This window comes from Streptococcus sp. HMSC073F11, assembly GCF_001810785.1.
Lineage (GTDB): Bacteria > Bacillota > Bacilli > Lactobacillales > Streptococcaceae > Streptococcus.
Map to the genome: position 1 here is coordinate 1 of NZ_KV802692.1, position 17,324 is coordinate 17,324.

Consider the following 17,324-nt stretch of genomic DNA (forward strand, 5'->3'; position numbering starts at 1 on the left):
CTGATTTGCCTTGAGTTCCTGCCAAGTCTACTTCATAGAAGTAAAGACCTTTGCCTAAGTTTTCTACTGGTGGAAGAGCGGGATTTTTAGCTGAACCATTGTCTGACCATGGGGCCTTGTCTGAATCCTTCAAGATAAGACGAGTCAACATACCGTCACCGGCGAAGAACTCGTAAGGAATGACTTGGTTAACACCAGCTGTGAATGGACCTGGGAAATTAGCTTTATCCAAGTAAGTTGCTGGAACGTCCACTGTGTCTTTAGTATTATCAGCTACGCCTTTTTGGACTTCAGCTGGGGTAGTTGCTGGCTGCGCTTCATTTGCTTCACGGTCTTGTCCAGAAACTGTAGGCGCAGGATTTGTCGCAGGTTTAACCGCATCTTCTGTTTGTTTCTTAGATTCTGGTTTTGCTTGTACTTCTTCTTTGGGTGCTACTACTGGCTCTTTAGCACCTGCATCTGCTTTTTCTGGAGAGCTTGTAGCATCCAAGCTTGCTTTAGGTGTTGAGTCTACTTCTGAAGGAAGAGCTGTATCGACTGCTTCTTTGAGAAGTTCTACTGGTAAGTCACTCTTTTCACTCACCGAAGTAGCATCTGGCACAACTTGAGCAGGGGTCGGATTGACCACATCAGCATGTACAGAACTTGGCTGACCAACTAGGACAAAGAAGCCACTGGCTACAACAACTGAGGCAACACCGACACTAAGACGGCGAATAGACCAACGTGTATATCTTTGATTTGGATTGAATTTCATAGGATTCTCCTTAGAGTTTTTCTTTATTTGATGACTCTAGTATAATCTCCTAAAATTAAAAAGGATTAAGAAAAAGTTAAAATTTTTCTTAAATCCCTCTTATAAAATACTTATATTAATTAAATCCATAAACAGACTTGGTGATTTGATAGACAACATTGGAAAGTTTGCGAGCTGGCAAGACTGAATGTTTGGTCAAACGGCTCAACATGGTCTTCCGGATAGCCTGAAAAACCTCTGGATTTTCCTGCTGAATATAGGTCCACAGCTCCCGTTTTTTTGCCAGATGCTCTGCTGTGCCTGCTCGGTTGAGTAGGGCACTGGAAATCACCGTCGTGATTTCAATATGATTCAGCAAATATTCTCGCATTTTTGGATGACTCACTTGGGACAAATCAAGCTGATCTACCAAGAGTCGATTGACCTTGAGTTGCTGGTCAATGCGCTTAATCATCACTTGCTCATTGACAGACTGGTCCTCACGCCCAATCAAATAACGATAGAAATCGACAGGCAGATAGTACATGGTCTTGACCTGCTGAAGGGGGGTAAAGACAAAGAGATTATCGACATAAAAGGTATGCTCAGGCAGTTGGAACTGGCTCGCTCGCAACAAATCTGTCCGGTAAATCAGCGAGTGCATCATGATATACTGGCCTTTTGAGAAATTTCCGACCTGGTCCCAGCCAAAAATCTGTTGGACAGGCAAGACTGACTCGTAACTCATACTCTTCTTACGAGACTGACCTTCCTTTTCATAGACAAAATTAGTCACAAAGGCATCTACCTCTTGACCCTCGCTCTCTAGTTCCTGCAATGTTTCCAAAATTTTCAGGTAAGCACGAGGATCCACCCAGTCATCACTATCAACTACTTTAAAATAGCGCCCAGAAGCCTCTGCCAAGCCGCGATTGACCGCACCACCATGACCTTTATTTTCCTGATAGATGGCTCTAACAATGCTAGGATACTTGCTGGCTAAACGCTCAGCGATTTCCTGAGTCTGGTCCTGAGATCCGTCATTGATAATCAAAATCTCAACTTGCTCACCACCAATCACTAGCGACTCCACACAGTAATGAAGATAGGCTGCGGCATTATAGCTAGGGATGGCGATAGACAATAACTTCATAATCTACTCCTTTAGGGGACTGATTTTTTCTTTCTCTCTTGTCACTTCTTTCTATTCTACCATAAAGTCCAGCTTCTGAAGGACTTTTACTGGAATACAAGGGTTTCTGACTCTATTTCCTATCTTGGACATCAAAAAAGAGGGGATTCCCCTCCTTACGAATTTAATTCTGCCAAGTCATCTAGATACTGGTTATTAATCACCGCCAAGATATAGGCATCTGCTTTCAAGAGGTCATTAGGACCAAACTGGACATCCAGTGGTGAATTTTCTTGTTCACGAAATCCTAGGACATTGAGATTGTATTTGCCACGTAAATCTAGCTGGCTCAGGCTTTGACCTGCCCAAACACTCGGAATTTTCATCTCCACAATAGACACATTTTTATCCAGCTGAAAAACATCAACATTGTTATGAAAGAGAATGGTCTGCGCTAGAGACTGCCCCATTTCATACTCAGGTGAAATCACCGAGTCAGCACCGATTTTTTCTAGCACCTTCTTAGCTGTCTGGCTTTTGACCTTGGCAATAACCCTTGGTACCCCTAGACTCTTACAATGCATGACTGCAAGCACACTCGACTCTAGATTTTCCCCTGTTGCCACTACAACCGTATCACAGGTATCAATTCCTGCTGTTCTGAGGAGTTCCTCATCTGTGATATCGCCCACAACTCCACGCGCCAAAACTGGCTCAAATTGATTGATTCGCTCGGCGTGGTCGTCAATGGCAATGATATTCATATCTTGCTTGGCAAGGGCCATCAGGACACTACTCCCGAAAATCCCCAAACCTAAAATTCCAATCGTACGATCTGACATCATTCTTCCTTTCTTATCCAATACTAATATCTGCTTTCATATACTGAATCAAATCTTTCTTATCAGGCTGGTAATCCGCTAGACTAACCAGCAAGGTTAAGGGACCGATACGGCCGATAAACATGAGCACCATGACAATGCTAAGAGCTAGCTTGCCCAATTCTGGCGTCAGATTTGCCGTTACCCCAACTGTCGCAAGAGCTGAAATGGTCTCAAACATGAGGTAAATAAATCGCGGTGTTCCTTCTGCTGTAATTCCCAACAACATCAAGCCCAACAAGAAGGTCATCAAAAAGATAATGAAGACACTAAAGGATTTTTGGACTGTTCGAACCTCAATGGTTCTCTGCGCAACATTAGCATGAGGTAAGCCCAGCAATTCACTACGCGCAAAGACCAACAAGACGAAGAAAGTCGTAATCTTGAGCCCCCCAGCCGTCCCTCCAGGCGCTCCACCCAGAAACATCTGTAGGATATAGATAAACAAGGTCACAGGCCGAGCTTGAGTGTAATCAATAGAAGCAAAGCCAGCTGTTCTCATGCTGACGGTTTGGAAAAAGCTAACCAGCACTTTCTCTGGAACACTGAGATTGCCAATTGTTCCTGGATTGTGCCACTCCGTAAAGAGTGTGGATACTGTCCCAAACAGCAAGATCCCTGCAGTCAAGAAGAGAACCAGCTTAGTGTGGAAACGCAGACGGCGTTTTTTCTTCTTGTCAAACTGGGTTGCCAAGTCAAACCAGACCATAAAGCCAAGACCACCCGTGATAATCAAGCCAGCAATGACCAGATTGATCAAGGGATCCGTCTGAAAAGCCACTAAACTGCTACTGCCGAAATTATCAAAACCAGCATTACAAAAGGCTGAAATGGCTAAAAAGATAGAGGTAAAAATGCCTCGTCCCCAGCCGAACTCAGGAATAAAACGGAAACTTAGTAGAAAGGCACCCAAGCCCTCCACTAGAAAAGTCGTCAAAAAGATAGATCGCATAAAGGCCTTCAGCGACCGAGTCTCCCCGTAACTAAAGCTTTCCTGAATAGTTTCACGACTGCGAAGACTGAGCTTTTGCTTCCCCTGAATATAAAAGACCCCGATAAAAGTCATGAGCCCCAGACCACCAATCTGTATCAAGAGCATACAAATCAACTGCCCCCAGACATTATAGGTAGTAGCTACCGGTTGCGTAGAAAGGCCGGTTACACAGACCATAGACACCGTCGTAAAAAGATGGTCAAAATAAGTGGCCTGCGAACCACTCGCTTGGACAAAAGGCAAACTCAAAAGGAGAGAGCCTATAAAAATAACTCCAGCGAAACTTAAAAAGATGCGACGAGCTGGCGAAAGTCCGCCCAAGGCTCTCTCAATTTTTTTCACAAATAATTTGAATAACATACATCCATTGTACCATAAAAAGTAGGAGAGTAGCTATATCTGAAAGGCTATCTCAAGGCAGAGTTCCAAGGCCTTCTCGAAAGCTTCTGAACCCCAGTCACGACTATCGTACTGGTCCAAGTCTGCTAAGGAATCAGCTGTAAACAACAACTCTCCCCAGAGAACCCCACGCAGTTGGGCTACTGCTGCAAGCGCAGAACACTCCATCTCCACAACAGCACAGCCTTCTTCCTTGCGATAAGCCACCTTTTCAGCCGTTTCTCGGTAAAAACCGTCTGTCGTCCAGGTCATGACTTCTTCATAGGGAATCCCTTTGGCTTCCAACACTCGCTCAATAGCAGCAGTAGCCTCTGGCTGAATTTCCATATAGCGAGAAGGTGCCACATAGTGATAGCTAGCACCTTCGTCTCGTAAAGCCCGAACAGGGACTAGAAAGGCATTTTCTTCTATATCAGCCAGTACACCACAGGTTCCAGTGGAAATAATCTGCTCCACACCATATCCAATCAACCAATCCATAAACTGGGCCGCTGGAGCGGAGCCGACAGGTGCCTGAGCCAGACAAATTCCCTCGCCCTTGTAGTCAACGACATAGACTGGATAGGACTTGGTGGCAGAAACGAATTCACCGACACAGTCCGCCCCTACTTCCCTCGCATAGCAGTCAATCTCCTCACCTAAAAAAGCATAGACACACTTCTTTGGCAAGTGCAAGTCCAGCCCCTCGTGATTGGGCATGATAACCGCCTGAGAATTGTCATCAAACTCTAAAATGGGAATCGCATGTTTCTGAATCATAACCCACCTCCTCTAATTTTGTACTATTGTATCAAAAGCTGACAAAGTGTCAAGAAAGAAGCTGATGAACTGAGGAGAAAAAATCTCAGTATTCTTGGAATTCTCGACACTAAGTGATTTCATAAATCATAAGGAATTAGGGTAAACATCAAAAACGTAGCCCCTCTGTAATTAAATCTTCAGAGGGGACGTTGTATATTAGTAGTTGTTGCCTATAACTGTTACCTTGAAAGAAAAGTATTTATGTCGCACTCTATCTGGAAGTTGTTATCAAATTTTTAAAAGATTAACTTCCAAGATGATCATTCACTATAAAGAGCTTCTAACTCCCTCTTTAAATATTCAGCTAGATGTTGATGAGCAAAGATGTCAGCATTCTGTTCCGCTGTAGGATTATAGTTTGTATTGGTATTTACATCATACACATAAATATTTCCGCTTTCTGATTGAACCCATTCTATAGCTGCCACATCAATATGAGCATTTTTAAGGAAGGCTTCATAAGCTTCTTTTTGAGATTCTGGTAGAGGTTCTGTAATTTGGAATTTTTCAGAAGTTTCTAGTTGTTCTGGTCTCTTACCGATTTGACAACCATCTGCTGGACAAAGTTGGAAGCCATCTGAAGAATCAATTGAAACAGTATAAAGGAACTTCTGATTGATAAACTCTGAACGGCGAATACGACCATCACTTGGTTTGATGTAGGCTTGTAACAAGGTAATCCCGTCTACTGAAGGTTCAAAAGCAGAACTATTAACATAATCTTCTAGTTCTTCTTCATTTTGGAAAAGTTGCACTCCTAATCCCTTTCCTGCTCTATTATGCTTGGTAATCAAAGGATAGATATTCAATTTTCTTGCTGCTTCAATGATATTTTCCGGTCCCAAAACAGCAACTGTTGCTGGAGTTTCGATACCAGATTCATTTAATTTCAAATATTGTTTCACCTTACTGATTTCTAGATTGATGGCTCCCGTTCCATTAACTACTTTACGTCCATGAGCCTCTAGCCAAGTAAGCACCTGCTCCGTGAACTCTGGTGCATAGCGATGCCCTCTCGTATGAGAAGATGCGGACATCCTATTATAAAAAATTCCTTGTGGAGGTGGGCTTTGAAGATCTAATATCCCACTCGATAGATCCCATAATTCATAAGGTACTTGTATTTTTTCTAACCATTTTACTAAATGCTGTGTCCATTCAATATTTTCATGAATCACATAAACTTTTGCGTTACTCATAACTCCTATCTCCTTTAAGAAAAGTTAACTGACAATTGATGTTGCTTGTCTTCCTCTAAACTATAACCTTCTGTTTTTTCAATGACACTGACCGTTAAGATTTGACCCAAAACATTGATCATTGTACGGCCAGCATTCACAAAGAAATCAACTGCAAAAATCAAGGCCACTCCTTCTACTGGCAATCCAAGCTGGGGTGCTGCTGCCAACAAAACTACGATAGCTCCTGATGGAACAGTAGCTGCAGTTTTCCCAATTAAGGTCAAAAGTAAAACTGTAAATAAGAGACTTGATAATGAAAATTGGATACCGTAAGCATGTGCGATAAAAATAGTGGCTACTGAAAAATAGACAGCTGCTCCTTCTAGATTAAAAGTATATCCTAAAGGGACAACCAAATCAATCGTATTCTCATCATGTCCCTGTTTCTTTAAATCCTTCAATAAGGACGGCAACACAACACTCGAACTACCCGAAATAAATGCTATAGTCAAGAGGCTCCAATTTTCACGAAAAGCAGTCAAATATGGAACTTTAAAGATAGAGGCGATCAGAGGGAAGACAACTAAAATGAGAACTGCATAGGCCAAATAAGTTCCGATAACAAATTGACCAAGTCCAACTAACTTATCAATCCCTGTACTAGCGACATCTTTTGCAATAAAGCCAAAGATTCCGACAGGAGATAATTTTACAATAACAGTTACAATTTTATAAATAGCTTCAATCCAGATCTGGAAACCTTCAAGAATTTTTTGGGTTTTATCACTCTTCAAGCTACCAATTCCATAACCAAGAAATATAGCAAAAACAATAATTGGAAGAAGAGAGCCTTCTGAAATTGACTTCACAATATTTGATGGAATAAAACCAAGTAAAAACTCACTCAATTGGACATTATTAGCTATCCCGTCGATATTAGCTCCAGTTTGACCAATATTCACACCTTGACCAAATCCCAAATAGTAACTAGAGAATACAAATAACAAAGTGATTGCAGTTGTAACAGCGAAAAAGTAGAGTAAGGTCTTCGTTAAAATTTTACCAAACGATTTTTTTCCAATGACACTAGCCACCGCAACTACTATAATTGGGAATATTAGTGGAATAATGACCATGTTTACCAATTTGATGAATGCTTGTCCTAAAAATTGATAAAAACCTGCAAATTGTGGCCAGATTACTGCAAAAATAACACCTAAAATCAAAGCTAGCAATAATTGCAAACCGAGTGAAAGTTTTGACCATAAATTAACTAATTTCATAAAATAACCCCTTTGCTTTTATTTGCTAATTATTCTACTACGAATCTTCTAGCTTGACTAATATATATTTTCTATTGTGACCATAAAAAAGATTTATAACAATATCTCAAAGTGTCGTCACATCTATTTCGCTATCCATTATGAATTTTTTATGTTAGAAAAACACCACCATCTAAACTACTCAACTAGATGGAGCAATTCCATAATGATCAAGAAGAGTGACTTCAAGTATCAAATCTACAAAAAGAGGCTGAGTAAAAAGTCTTTGAAATCAGAAAAACGCATAATATCAGGTAATGAACAACCTTGATATTATACGTTTTATTGTTGAAAGTTTTACTTCATTTTCCTGAAATTGAGTTTTTTCCAGCCTCTTCTACTTCTATTTCACAGATATCTCCTTAATCACGCGCGCAGGATTACCAGCTAGGACAACGTTGTCGCCAAATGACTTAGTGATTACAGCCCCTGCTCCAGCAACAACATTATTCCCCAGTGTTACTCCAGGAAGGACAATGACACCTCCTCCAGCCCAGAAATTGTCTCCGATAGTAATAGGCTTGCCGTATTCCACACCTGAATTACGTTCCTGCGAGTCCAATGGATGGAGGGGAGTCAAGAACTGACAGTTGGGGCCAATCATAGCATTGTCCCCGATGCGAATCGGACAAACATCCAGCATGGTCAAGTTCCAATTAGAATAAAAATTTTCCCCTAGATAGATATTGACCCCATAATCGACCACCAGGCGTGGATTGACAAAGATATTTTGTCCAGTCGAGCCGAACCAAGCCTTGATGATTTCGACTCCCTTCAAGGGATCTTCTTCCTTGTTAAAGGCAGACTGTTTTTGGCGAGAAGCCTGAGCCAAGTCTCGCAATTCTGGATCCGATGGACGGTAAACCTCTCCCGCTATCATTTTCTGGTATTCACTGGTCATTGTATTCTTCTCCTTGTTCCCTACTATCATATCAAATTTTCTACATATCTGACTAGAATAAGGAGCACTATCTACAATTGATCCTCTGATTGTCATCATATCCTGTCTAAACGAATACGGGTCACGATTCCGTCTGGGTCTGTGATTTCCAACTGGCTCGATGTCAGCCATTTGATTGGTGCATCAACTTCTTGTGCTCGTTGCGCAATCGATAACAGTTCTTCTTTACTAGCGACCTCAATGACATAGTAGGCCAAACCTGGCAAGTCTTGCTTACGCGGAGCTAGGCCTTTTCCTCCCCATTCGTTGACTGCCAAATGATGATGATAGTCCCCAGCCGCAATCCAACTAGCGCTAGGCACACTGAATTTATCCTCTAGTCCTAACACCTTTTGATAAAACTGGCTGGACTTTCGACTGTCCTTGACGGAAAGATGGATATGCCCCATTCTCGTACCTTCTGCTAGGATAAAAGGCTCTACTCTGTCCCCCAACTCATAGATATCCTGTGCCGCAAGGGCTTCAGTCACCCCGATAATGCGTCCATCTTCTCGAATATCCCATGTGGAAACCGGCTTATCTCGATAGAGTTCGATGCCATTTCCCTCCAAATCCTCCAAATAAAGGGCCTCACTATAACCGTGGTCTGCACCGCCGACAAGAGAAATCTGTAAATCTGTCAGGTGTTTTAAGACATCTGCCAAAGCCTTGCGTGTCGGCAAGAGAATAGCCAGATGGTAAAGTCCATAATGTTCCCTTACTTCACCGCTCTCTTGTGTTTGAATCAGCTGTACCAAGGCTGTTCCTCCAAGTCCCAGAACGACCTCTGTCTCAGTTTGAGATAAGATTTCTAAACCAAGCACTTGCTGATAAAAGGCTGGTTGACTCGCCAAGTTCTTTACATTTAAAACTGCCTCTGCCAAATAAATGTGGCTCTTATATTCATAGGTCATAAATGGTCAAGCTCAAAGAGCCCACTTGACTGGGTTGAAGAGGGAGGGCATACATTCCCAAAGGGTAAATATCCGCATAGCCATCATCGAAACTCATGAGGTGTTGGTAGTTTGAACTAGCAACCAAGTCCAGAATCAAGTTATTGTCAAAGCTAGCATAAAAGATGGTTTCATAGTCTCCGGCCAGCTCTTGACAAATCTAAGCCAAGTCCTCTGCTGTCTGAGGATAGTGAACATGGTCAAAATCCTTAGCATAATGCTCCTGTCGGGCATTTTTAACAGGACTGATATAAAGACTGACAAAGTCCTGATCAGGATAGAGGCTCTTGATATGCTGTGCAATCTTGGCCTGCAAGGGCGTTGTGGCAATGATGAGGTGTTTCATCTCTTTGATTCTCCTAGGTGGTGATGGTGCAGCAAGTTCTCAACGACTTCAAAGTCCAAGGCATCGTCGATATCATAAGAATAGAGTTTGGGCATTTCATAGGCAACTGTCTTATCTGTGTAAAATGTCTCATCTCTCAGGTAAAGATCCTTACGAGAAATCCAGATACTACCGTTAGGATAATAATAGACAGGCTCTTTTTGCCGAGCATAGTGCTTGGAAACCTGAGGCGGACGGATAAATGACGACTCCGCCAACTGCAAGTAAAGACTACGACTCTTATCCGCCTTGACACAGGAAATCAAATGGTCGGCGCCAGACTGACAATAGAGTTGATAGGACTCGACGAGGTGCTCCACTTCTCTCAAGGGTGAGGTCACCTGTAGATTCACAAAGACCTGCTCTTCTTCAAAGGGCTGTAAAAAGTCTCGTAAGGTTTCTAAGCTAGAGGTTGTTGATAGGGACAATTCTTTCGGTCGATGGACACAACGAATCTCTGGATAAGCTTGACGACAGAGTTCTAGATAGGCGAGTGAGTCTGAGGAGACCCAGATGTCACTAAATAGCTTGGAGGCTAGGGCGACTTCGATAGTATAGAAAACCAAGGGTTTGCCTGCAAGCGGTTTGATATTTTTATCCACTAAGCCGCGTGAACCCGAACGGATCAAAATGACGGCTATGGGTTTAGATGTTGCTTTCATATAGTCTTCCTAGAAATGAGATAAACAGGGCAGATAGGGTAGTGATGATGCTATTTAACCAGGTATTGGGGTTGGCAAAAAGGCCACTATAATGATAGAGAACCAAGGCTCCCAGACTAAAGACCAGATAGATTTTGGCTAACTGTAAGTTCGGTCTTTTGAGGAGTAAAACCAAGAGGTACAAACCACCTATCACACCAAGTGTCAGGCCCATAAAACCGTTAATCCATTCGTAGATGGAGTAGATTTCTGCATTCATGAGCACGAGGCAGAGGAGCCAGGACAGACCTGCTAAGACAAAGGATAGGAGGCTTGGTGACCAGCGAATCTTTGACCAAGCAAAATCCAACTTCAAGCAGGTCACGATCGCATTCATACTGGATGAAACTGTGGATTGGCCTGCTGCCAAGAGAGCCAGCATGATAAAACCACCAAACCAAGGTGCCAGACCTTCTCGAGCGTAAGCAATGAGAACAGGATTGGTCGATGTGGTAGCGAAATTTTCCTGACGAATTAAGCATCCAATCAGATACAGTAAACTGGCAATCCCAAAGGACAAAAGTCCCTGTAGCCATAAGATTTTTCCAATCTTCTGACGCCCCATTTTGCTATTAAAACGTTGGACGATATCCTGCGAAGAAACGTAGGAAAACAAGCTACTAAAACCTGCTCCTGCAACTAAGATAAAGACCGTCTTCCCATCCAGCGTCTCTGCAAAGTGAGATAGCTGTTGACTGCTATTCACGACTAAACCAGATTGGGTAATTCTTGGTAGAAATAGGACCAATATAGCCAGTAGGACCAAGCCCTGAAAGAAGTCCGTCCACAGCACAACCAAGAGACCACCACTTGCCAGATAATAGACCGTCAAGAGAAGGAGTAAACCAGACAAGATCAGCTGATTGATAGGGATAAAGGGCGCTAAGGCCTGAGACAACAAGTAGGTCACCACTGCTATTCGCCCCAACTGGTAGAGGATAAAAAGACCTGAGGCCAGTGAACGAATGCCAGTCGATTGAAACTTTTCCTCTAAAAGATGATAGGCTGTCTCATAGTTTCCCTTTTGATAGAGGGGCAGAAAATAGCGATGAGCTAGTGGAATGGCTAGAAAGATGCCACATTGGGCAAACCAGAGATAGGACCTACCTGTATAGGCATTCCCCACCAGAGTCAGAAAGGAAATGGGACTGAGCAAGGTCGCAAAAACTGAGAAGGCCAAAACTGTCACTGGAACAGCTTTCTTAACCTGATAATAGTCCTCTTCGCTCCCTTTTTTCCGATAGGCAATCCAGGAAATCAAGCAGAAATAAAGCGATAGGGTGACTAGAATTCCCAACATCCTAGAAGTTCCTATCTAATAGCTCTCGGTATATGTGAGCTACTTTTTCCAGAGAATAGCGAGAGGCCAAAGCTAGATTTTTTTCATTTAATAGATAAAAATCAGGCTGTTCCATCTCTTCTATCTTTTGAATCAACTCTGATTTGGTTTTAAACAAGTTGATAGCATTGGACTGGCCAGCATAGAAACGATGGGCAATCTCCACATCCGATAATAAGGCTAACAAACCTTGACTCAAGGCTTCAACACAGGCATTGGCAAATAACTCTGTGTAACTTGCAGACAGATAGCATTGGTGCAGATGATAAGGCACTTCGTCAACGATACCTTTAAAGTGAATGGTTGGTGGAAGATCATATTGATTCTGTAATTCTACTAGACGTTCCTCTGAGCCACCATAAAAGGTAATCTGGGCCTTGGAGCCACGTTTGTAGAGTTCGATAAAGGCTTCAATGACAAGTTCAACGTTCTTGCCTTCTCCCATATGACCCACTAGGCAATAGTCCAAAACAGGTCCCACTTCTTTGATTTGACCGAGATCTTCTGTAAACATAGGTGGCAGGAATCTTGTCTGGTAACCTTCCTTGTCCAAACTTTCTGTCAACTTTTCACTAGCAACCAGGTATTTGTTTGTCTTGCGCAGATTGGCGAGGCGTAAGTCTCGCATGACATTTTCATGGATGACTTCATAGTAATTTTTGTCCGTGTTTTCCATATAACGCCAGAGGCTGGGTTTGGGAACGATTTGTTGGTCACGGATGAAGAGGTCGGTTTGCTGGGCCCATCTGGCTAAGAACTTAACCAGCAAGTCCTCTTCAGAACGGATTTCTCCTCCTATGCGGTAGATGTATTCTGGATAAAAGATAGTTACAGGAGAGGGTTCTTTGAAGGGATCGATAAAGCGTCCTTCCAGGGCCAGTTCTCCATTTTCATGATACCAACGAAGTTCCTTTTCCTTGAAATCTTCAAACAAGAACGGACCCTTGGTATAGTAATATCTTCCCGAGCCATCTCCTAGGGTAACAGAGGCCACAAAGCCATCTTCATTGAGCTCCACCTGATCTCCGTCTGCTAGCGTTAGACTTTCTGGTTTCACTGATAAGTCTGCATGGCCTATATCTGAAAAACTATGCGGAACACAGAGCAGTTCCTTTTCTAAAAATCCTAACTTGATCAAATCTTTCTTCCAGTCAGGACGAAGCTGAGGACTCGACACAAGATGGACATATTCCAAACCTAGATGTCGTGCTATACGTGCTCGATAGACCTGGGTACTCTCAAAGCCATAGCGATGGATTTCTTTTGCTGGATGAATGCTGACAATTCTCGACATGCTATACACTCTTTCTCTATTATTTATTATTTATTACTTACAAACAAAAAACCACCCTCACAAAAAGGTGAGGGTAGTTCATCCGTTACAATGCTTGGGGATTTCCTAGCAAGTTCCCCCTCAAAAGGACTTTATGCTATTCTATCACAAAGACTGACCATCTGCAAGATAGACTGTCTTGGACAGGATAGCGTGAGGGAATTTTCTTATGATTTATAAATCGATTCTCTGAAATCATCTGTACTACATAGGTAGGCATTGTAGATTTTTTGTTTACAACTTTCAAGAAAATAGAGAAGGCAAACTAGCCTTCCCCATTTTAAGGTTATATCATTTTACAACTTCGTTATAAAAAGCTATTGAAACAAACTATTTGTTCACTAGTTGCCTAGTTTACCCATTCACCATTTCCATTTACTTTATAACCGTCTGGTGTTGTTGTGCTGACTGCCAAAGCTCCAGAGCCATATGCATAGTACCAGTATTGGCCAACTTTAAACCAACCTGTCTTCATAATACCAGATTCATCAAGGTAGTACCAGACTCCATTTTCTTTGAGCCAGCCTGTCTTCATAGCTCCTGAGCCATCAAAGTAGAACCATCTATTTCCGTCTGTACCCCAGCCTGTAAACATAGCACCTGAGCTACTCAAGTAATACCAGCTACCATCCACTTTTACAAATCCAGTCTGCATGACACCTAGGTCATCCAGGTAGTACCATTTACCACCTGTTTTCACCCAGCCTGTTTTCAGATCACCAGACTCATAGAAATACCATTTTCCATCTGTTTTCACCCAACCAGATTGGTCTGAACTAGAAGTTCTAAATTCTTTCAGCGCTTTTTCAACTACGACTGCTTTATTTTTAACTGTTGACAAGTTAGATGAAGTCACTTCTACATATTGAATAGCAGGACCGTAACTGCCTACCAACTCTTCTGAAGTAGCAGCATCACCAAAAGCCTGAGCAATCGTTACGGCATTATATGGGTTATTTGGGTTCTTAAAGGCAGCAATCCCCATGTGTGTAAATTTAGGACTAATCAAAGTCTGATAATGACCAGATCCACCATTTGTTGAACCACCTGATTTTTTCTTCACGTAGTCTGCTTTTTCAGCACGCCATTGTTCAAGAGCTTTTAGAAAACCATCATGGTTCCAACCCAAGTTTTCTCCTAGTACACTGTTTCCTGATGGGAAGGCGCTCCAGATTTCTTTACCAGAAAGACGAGTATGGTCCATGGTTACAGAAGCTTCTGCAGCTCTGGCAAAAGCTGCCTTTTCTAGGTCAGTTGACCATTTGATAGGGACATACTTATCTACCAAACCTTCGTCAGCTGCCTCTTTACGGATAGCATTGATGGCATCTAAGATAGCTTGTTGGTCTGGAGTCAAAAATTCTCCCTTTAATCCAACCAAAACATTGCCACTAGCAGGGTTAAGCACTTCTGAACTCAAGACATTTTCATTTCTACCATCTGCAGATTGTGTTGCCACAAGTCTGTCGTTGGCAAAAACATCATTTGTCAAAACTGCTCCAGCTAAAGTCAAAGCCAAGGCGCTAGCAAATACAATTTTCTTCATTTTTTTCTCCTTTTATCCTTTAGATAGGACAGGTATTTTCAATATTAAATTATATCATATTTTCCTATTCTTTGCCCATTTCTACTAATGTTATAAGGTAAATACTATTCCCCAAAAAGTAGAAATTCCTATCCTTTTATTTCACAACAAGCTCATAACGTGTCTTGCTTGTAAAGGTTTGACCGGCTTTAAGAATGACTTGGTCTTTGAGGTCGCTGTGAATGGCATCTGGTAAAGCCTGCGCTTCAAGGGCAATCCCATTGTGCTGTACCATGGGCTGACCTCCTATGATGACACTCTCATCCACAAAGTTTGCTGTGTAGACTACAAAACAAGGAGCCTCTGTCTTGAAAAGCAGAAAGCGACCTGAATTTTGGTCATAAAGAAAACCAGCATTGTCATGACCCGCAGGAAGAGCGAATGGATGATCCAAACCAGATACCAGTTGGATTTGCTCATCTTCTTCTGCAAAGATGTCTTTCAATAAGGCACCATTGTAGATGTGTTTGACCACAACACGAGTAGCATCTGGAGTTTTGGCAGGAACACCGTCGGGAGCGATTGGGTAAATGCCCTCTGTATTTAGTTGGAAGACATGACGGTCAATCGTCTGCGTAAAATCACCAGACAAGTTGAAGTAGCTGTGATTAGTTGGATTAACCAGCGTATCCTGATCTGTCGTTACCTTGTAGCTGATTTCGTAGGCACCAGTTTCTTCTAAGTGGTAACTGATCCAAATCTTGAGATTTCCAGGAAATCCTCCTGTCCCATCTGTACGCTCTGTGTAGAGGGTCAGACCATGGTCGCTCACTTCAACTAGTTCAAACAAGCTGGAATCCCAACCTGTTGAGCCACTGTGGTTGCAGTTGCTAGCATTGTTGACTTCAAGGTCATAAGTCTTGCCATTAAGCTCAAAGGTCGCACCTGCAATACGGCCTGCCACAGGACCTACGCTAGCTCCATGCTTAGGACTATTGCCTACATAGCTATCAAAGTCATCAAATCCCAAGATAACATTGGCAAAATTTCCAGCCTTGTCAGGTGTGACATAGCGCAAGATGGTCGCACCATAAGTCATAACCTCAAGCTGGTAGCCACCGTCCGTCTCAAATCGATAGGCCAAGACATCCTTGCCCTCAACATTTCCAAATACACGCTCTGTGTATGCTTTCATTCTCTTCTCCTTTTACTATTTCTCTCAAGCAAACAAACCATAGAAAGCACCTTGACAATCTATGGTTTGCCTGATGATATACAAATCCTCTTGTCAAGAATTCATAAACACTGTCTTACTTTTGATATTCGTGGATGATAACACCTTGTACCACACGGTTTACTGTACCTGTAGGAGACGGTGTATCTGGTTTATTTTCTACCTTGAGTGAAGTCAATAGGGCAAAGAGTTGGGCATAAACGATGTAAGGGAAGACACGGTAAATATCGTTCAAGACACCGCCACAACCAAGTGCTACTTCTTTGACATTTTCAAGACCAAAGGCTTGATCACTCAAGAGCACAACACGACGAGCAATCTGATCACCAGCCACTTCACGAACCAAGTCCAAGTCGTACTTGCGAGTGTAGTCTGTCGTTGTACCAAATACCAAAACAACGGTATCTTCGTTGATCAATGATTTTGGACCGTGACGGAAGCCGACTGGGCTCTCATACATGGTCGCCACTTGACCAGCAGTTAATTCCAAAATCTTGAGCTGAGCTTCATGAGCAAGGCCAAAGAAAGGACCTGCACCCAGGTAGATAACACGGTTAAAGTCGAGGTCAACAAGCTCTTTAACATCTGCTGCATTGTCTAGAATCTTACGAGCAAGGCTAGAAACAACTTCAAAACGTTCAGTTTTCACAGCAAATTCTGTAGGATCAAAGACCAAGAGAGCTGTTAGCATCATAGACGTAAAACTAGAAGTCATGGCAAATCCAGCGTCATTGGAAGCAGCTGGTTGCAAGAGTAAGAGATTGTGGTCATCGCCATGGGCTTGAAGTGCCAATTTCCCTTCTGCAGCACATGTAATGGTCACTTGATAGAGGTCGTCAACCAAGGCTTTAGCCAAATCAACCGTCGCCACACTTTCAGGTGAATTCCCACTACGAGCAAAGGAAACAAGGACAGTCGCCACATCTTTTTTCAAATAAGTTTCTGGATTGGCAACAATATCAGTTGTCGCAATAGCATTGAAATTCCATTTGCGTTCGTCATAGACTTCCTTAAAGTATGGTACCAAGGTATCTCCCACATAAGCAGAAGTACCAGCACCCGTCAAGATGACCTTGATATAGTCATGTTTATTCGCAATCCCTTGTAGGAAGGCTGCAATTTCTTCACGTTTTGCTTGATAGGCTTCAAAAGCTTCTTTCCATACATCGGGCTGTTGGTAGATCTCACGAGTCGTGATTTCTGCACCCAGTTCAAGTAATTCTTCTTTTGTGTAATTTAGCATAGAGTTCCTCTAATCTATTGTTGTTTCATTCTTATTGAAAATATGGGAATGGGAGTGACTCCCATTCCCATGTATATTCTATATAAGATGCTCTAAGTTACATCTTATACTCAATGAAAATCAAAGAGCAAACTAGGAAGCTTGCCACAGGTTGCTCAAAGCACTGCTTTGAGGTTGTAGATAGAACTGACGAAGTCAGTAACATCTATACGGCAAGGCGACGCT

The 17,324-nt window shown here is 42.4% G+C and carries 17 protein-coding genes; all 17 read right to left on the bottom strand.

Annotated elements, in window-relative coordinates; genetic code table 11:
- On the bottom strand, nucleotides 1-757 hold a 757-nt coding region (locus tag HMPREF2764_RS06375), incomplete at its 3' end, for an SSURE domain-containing protein (protein ID WP_148129363.1).
- A 115-nt stretch (nucleotides 758-872) separates the two neighbouring features.
- Nucleotides 873-1,889 carry a glycosyltransferase family 2 protein gene (locus tag HMPREF2764_RS06380; protein WP_070528094.1) on the bottom strand — a complete coding sequence of 339 codons (1,017 nt, stop codon included), beginning with the start codon at nucleotides 1,887-1,889 and terminating at the stop codon, nucleotides 873-875.
- A 155-nt stretch (nucleotides 1,890-2,044) separates the two neighbouring features.
- Nucleotides 2,045-2,710 (bottom strand): potassium channel family protein, encoded by a 666-nt coding sequence (locus HMPREF2764_RS06385; protein WP_004258637.1) that lies wholly within the window; start codon nucleotides 2,708-2,710, stop codon nucleotides 2,045-2,047.
- Between the two features lie 13 nt (nucleotides 2,711-2,723).
- Nucleotides 2,724-4,103, bottom strand: a complete 1,380-nt coding sequence (locus HMPREF2764_RS06390; protein WP_070528096.1) for a TrkH family potassium uptake protein — start codon at nucleotides 4,101-4,103, stop codon at nucleotides 2,724-2,726.
- A gap of 33 nt (nucleotides 4,104-4,136) precedes the next feature.
- Nucleotides 4,137-4,901, bottom strand: a complete 765-nt coding sequence (locus HMPREF2764_RS06395) for a nucleoside phosphorylase (protein WP_070528099.1) — start codon at nucleotides 4,899-4,901, stop codon at nucleotides 4,137-4,139.
- Between the two features lie 302 nt (nucleotides 4,902-5,203).
- Nucleotides 5,204-6,142, bottom strand: coding sequence for an ATP-grasp domain-containing protein (locus HMPREF2764_RS06400; RefSeq protein WP_070528102.1), 939 nt, complete (start codon nucleotides 6,140-6,142; stop codon nucleotides 5,204-5,206).
- Between the two features lie 14 nt (nucleotides 6,143-6,156).
- On the bottom strand, nucleotides 6,157-7,407 hold the full coding sequence (locus HMPREF2764_RS06405; RefSeq protein WP_070528105.1) for a dicarboxylate/amino acid:cation symporter: 1,251 nt from the start codon (nucleotides 7,405-7,407) through the stop codon (nucleotides 6,157-6,159).
- A gap of 382 nt (nucleotides 7,408-7,789) precedes the next feature.
- Nucleotides 7,790-8,347, bottom strand: coding sequence for a sugar O-acetyltransferase (locus HMPREF2764_RS06410; protein WP_070528113.1), 558 nt, complete (start codon nucleotides 8,345-8,347; stop codon nucleotides 7,790-7,792).
- 95 nt (nucleotides 8,348-8,442) lie between these two features.
- Nucleotides 8,443-9,300, bottom strand: a complete 858-nt coding sequence (locus HMPREF2764_RS06415) for a VOC family protein (protein ID WP_070528115.1) — start codon at nucleotides 9,298-9,300, stop codon at nucleotides 8,443-8,445.
- Nucleotides 9,290-9,439 (bottom strand): hypothetical protein, encoded by a 150-nt coding sequence (locus tag HMPREF2764_RS10290; protein ID WP_261673657.1) that lies wholly within the window; start codon nucleotides 9,437-9,439, stop codon nucleotides 9,290-9,292. Before HMPREF2764_RS10290 ends, HMPREF2764_RS06415 begins: the two co-directional genes overlap by 11 nt.
- Before the next feature lie 60 nt (nucleotides 9,440-9,499).
- Nucleotides 9,500-9,685, bottom strand: coding sequence for a hypothetical protein (locus tag HMPREF2764_RS10295; RefSeq protein ID WP_247933151.1), 186 nt, complete (start codon nucleotides 9,683-9,685; stop codon nucleotides 9,500-9,502).
- Complete coding sequence (locus HMPREF2764_RS06425; protein ID WP_070528125.1) at nucleotides 9,682-10,386, bottom strand: acylneuraminate cytidylyltransferase family protein; 705 nt, start codon at nucleotides 10,384-10,386, stop codon at nucleotides 9,682-9,684. The genes HMPREF2764_RS10295 and HMPREF2764_RS06425 overlap by 4 nt, the downstream gene beginning before the upstream one ends.
- Nucleotides 10,370-11,725, bottom strand: a complete 1,356-nt coding sequence (locus HMPREF2764_RS06430; RefSeq protein WP_070528128.1) for a sodium:solute symporter family transporter — start codon at nucleotides 11,723-11,725, stop codon at nucleotides 10,370-10,372. The genes HMPREF2764_RS06425 and HMPREF2764_RS06430 overlap by 17 nt, the downstream gene beginning before the upstream one ends.
- A gap of 1 nt (nucleotide 11,726) precedes the next feature.
- Complete coding sequence (locus HMPREF2764_RS06435; protein WP_070528131.1) at nucleotides 11,727-13,058, bottom strand: glycosyltransferase; 1,332 nt, start codon at nucleotides 13,056-13,058, stop codon at nucleotides 11,727-11,729.
- Between the two features lie 388 nt (nucleotides 13,059-13,446).
- Nucleotides 13,447-14,643, bottom strand: coding sequence for a CAP domain-containing protein (locus HMPREF2764_RS06440; protein ID WP_070528133.1), 1,197 nt, complete (start codon nucleotides 14,641-14,643; stop codon nucleotides 13,447-13,449).
- A 136-nt stretch (nucleotides 14,644-14,779) separates the two neighbouring features.
- Entirely contained in the window at nucleotides 14,780-15,817 is a 1,038-nt protein-coding gene (locus tag HMPREF2764_RS06445; RefSeq protein ID WP_070528135.1) for an aldose epimerase family protein, read from the bottom strand.
- A 115-nt stretch (nucleotides 15,818-15,932) separates the two neighbouring features.
- Entirely contained in the window at nucleotides 15,933-17,099 is a 1,167-nt protein-coding gene (locus HMPREF2764_RS06450) for an SIS domain-containing protein (protein WP_070528141.1), read from the bottom strand.
- Nucleotides 17,100-17,324: the final 225 nt, after the last annotated feature.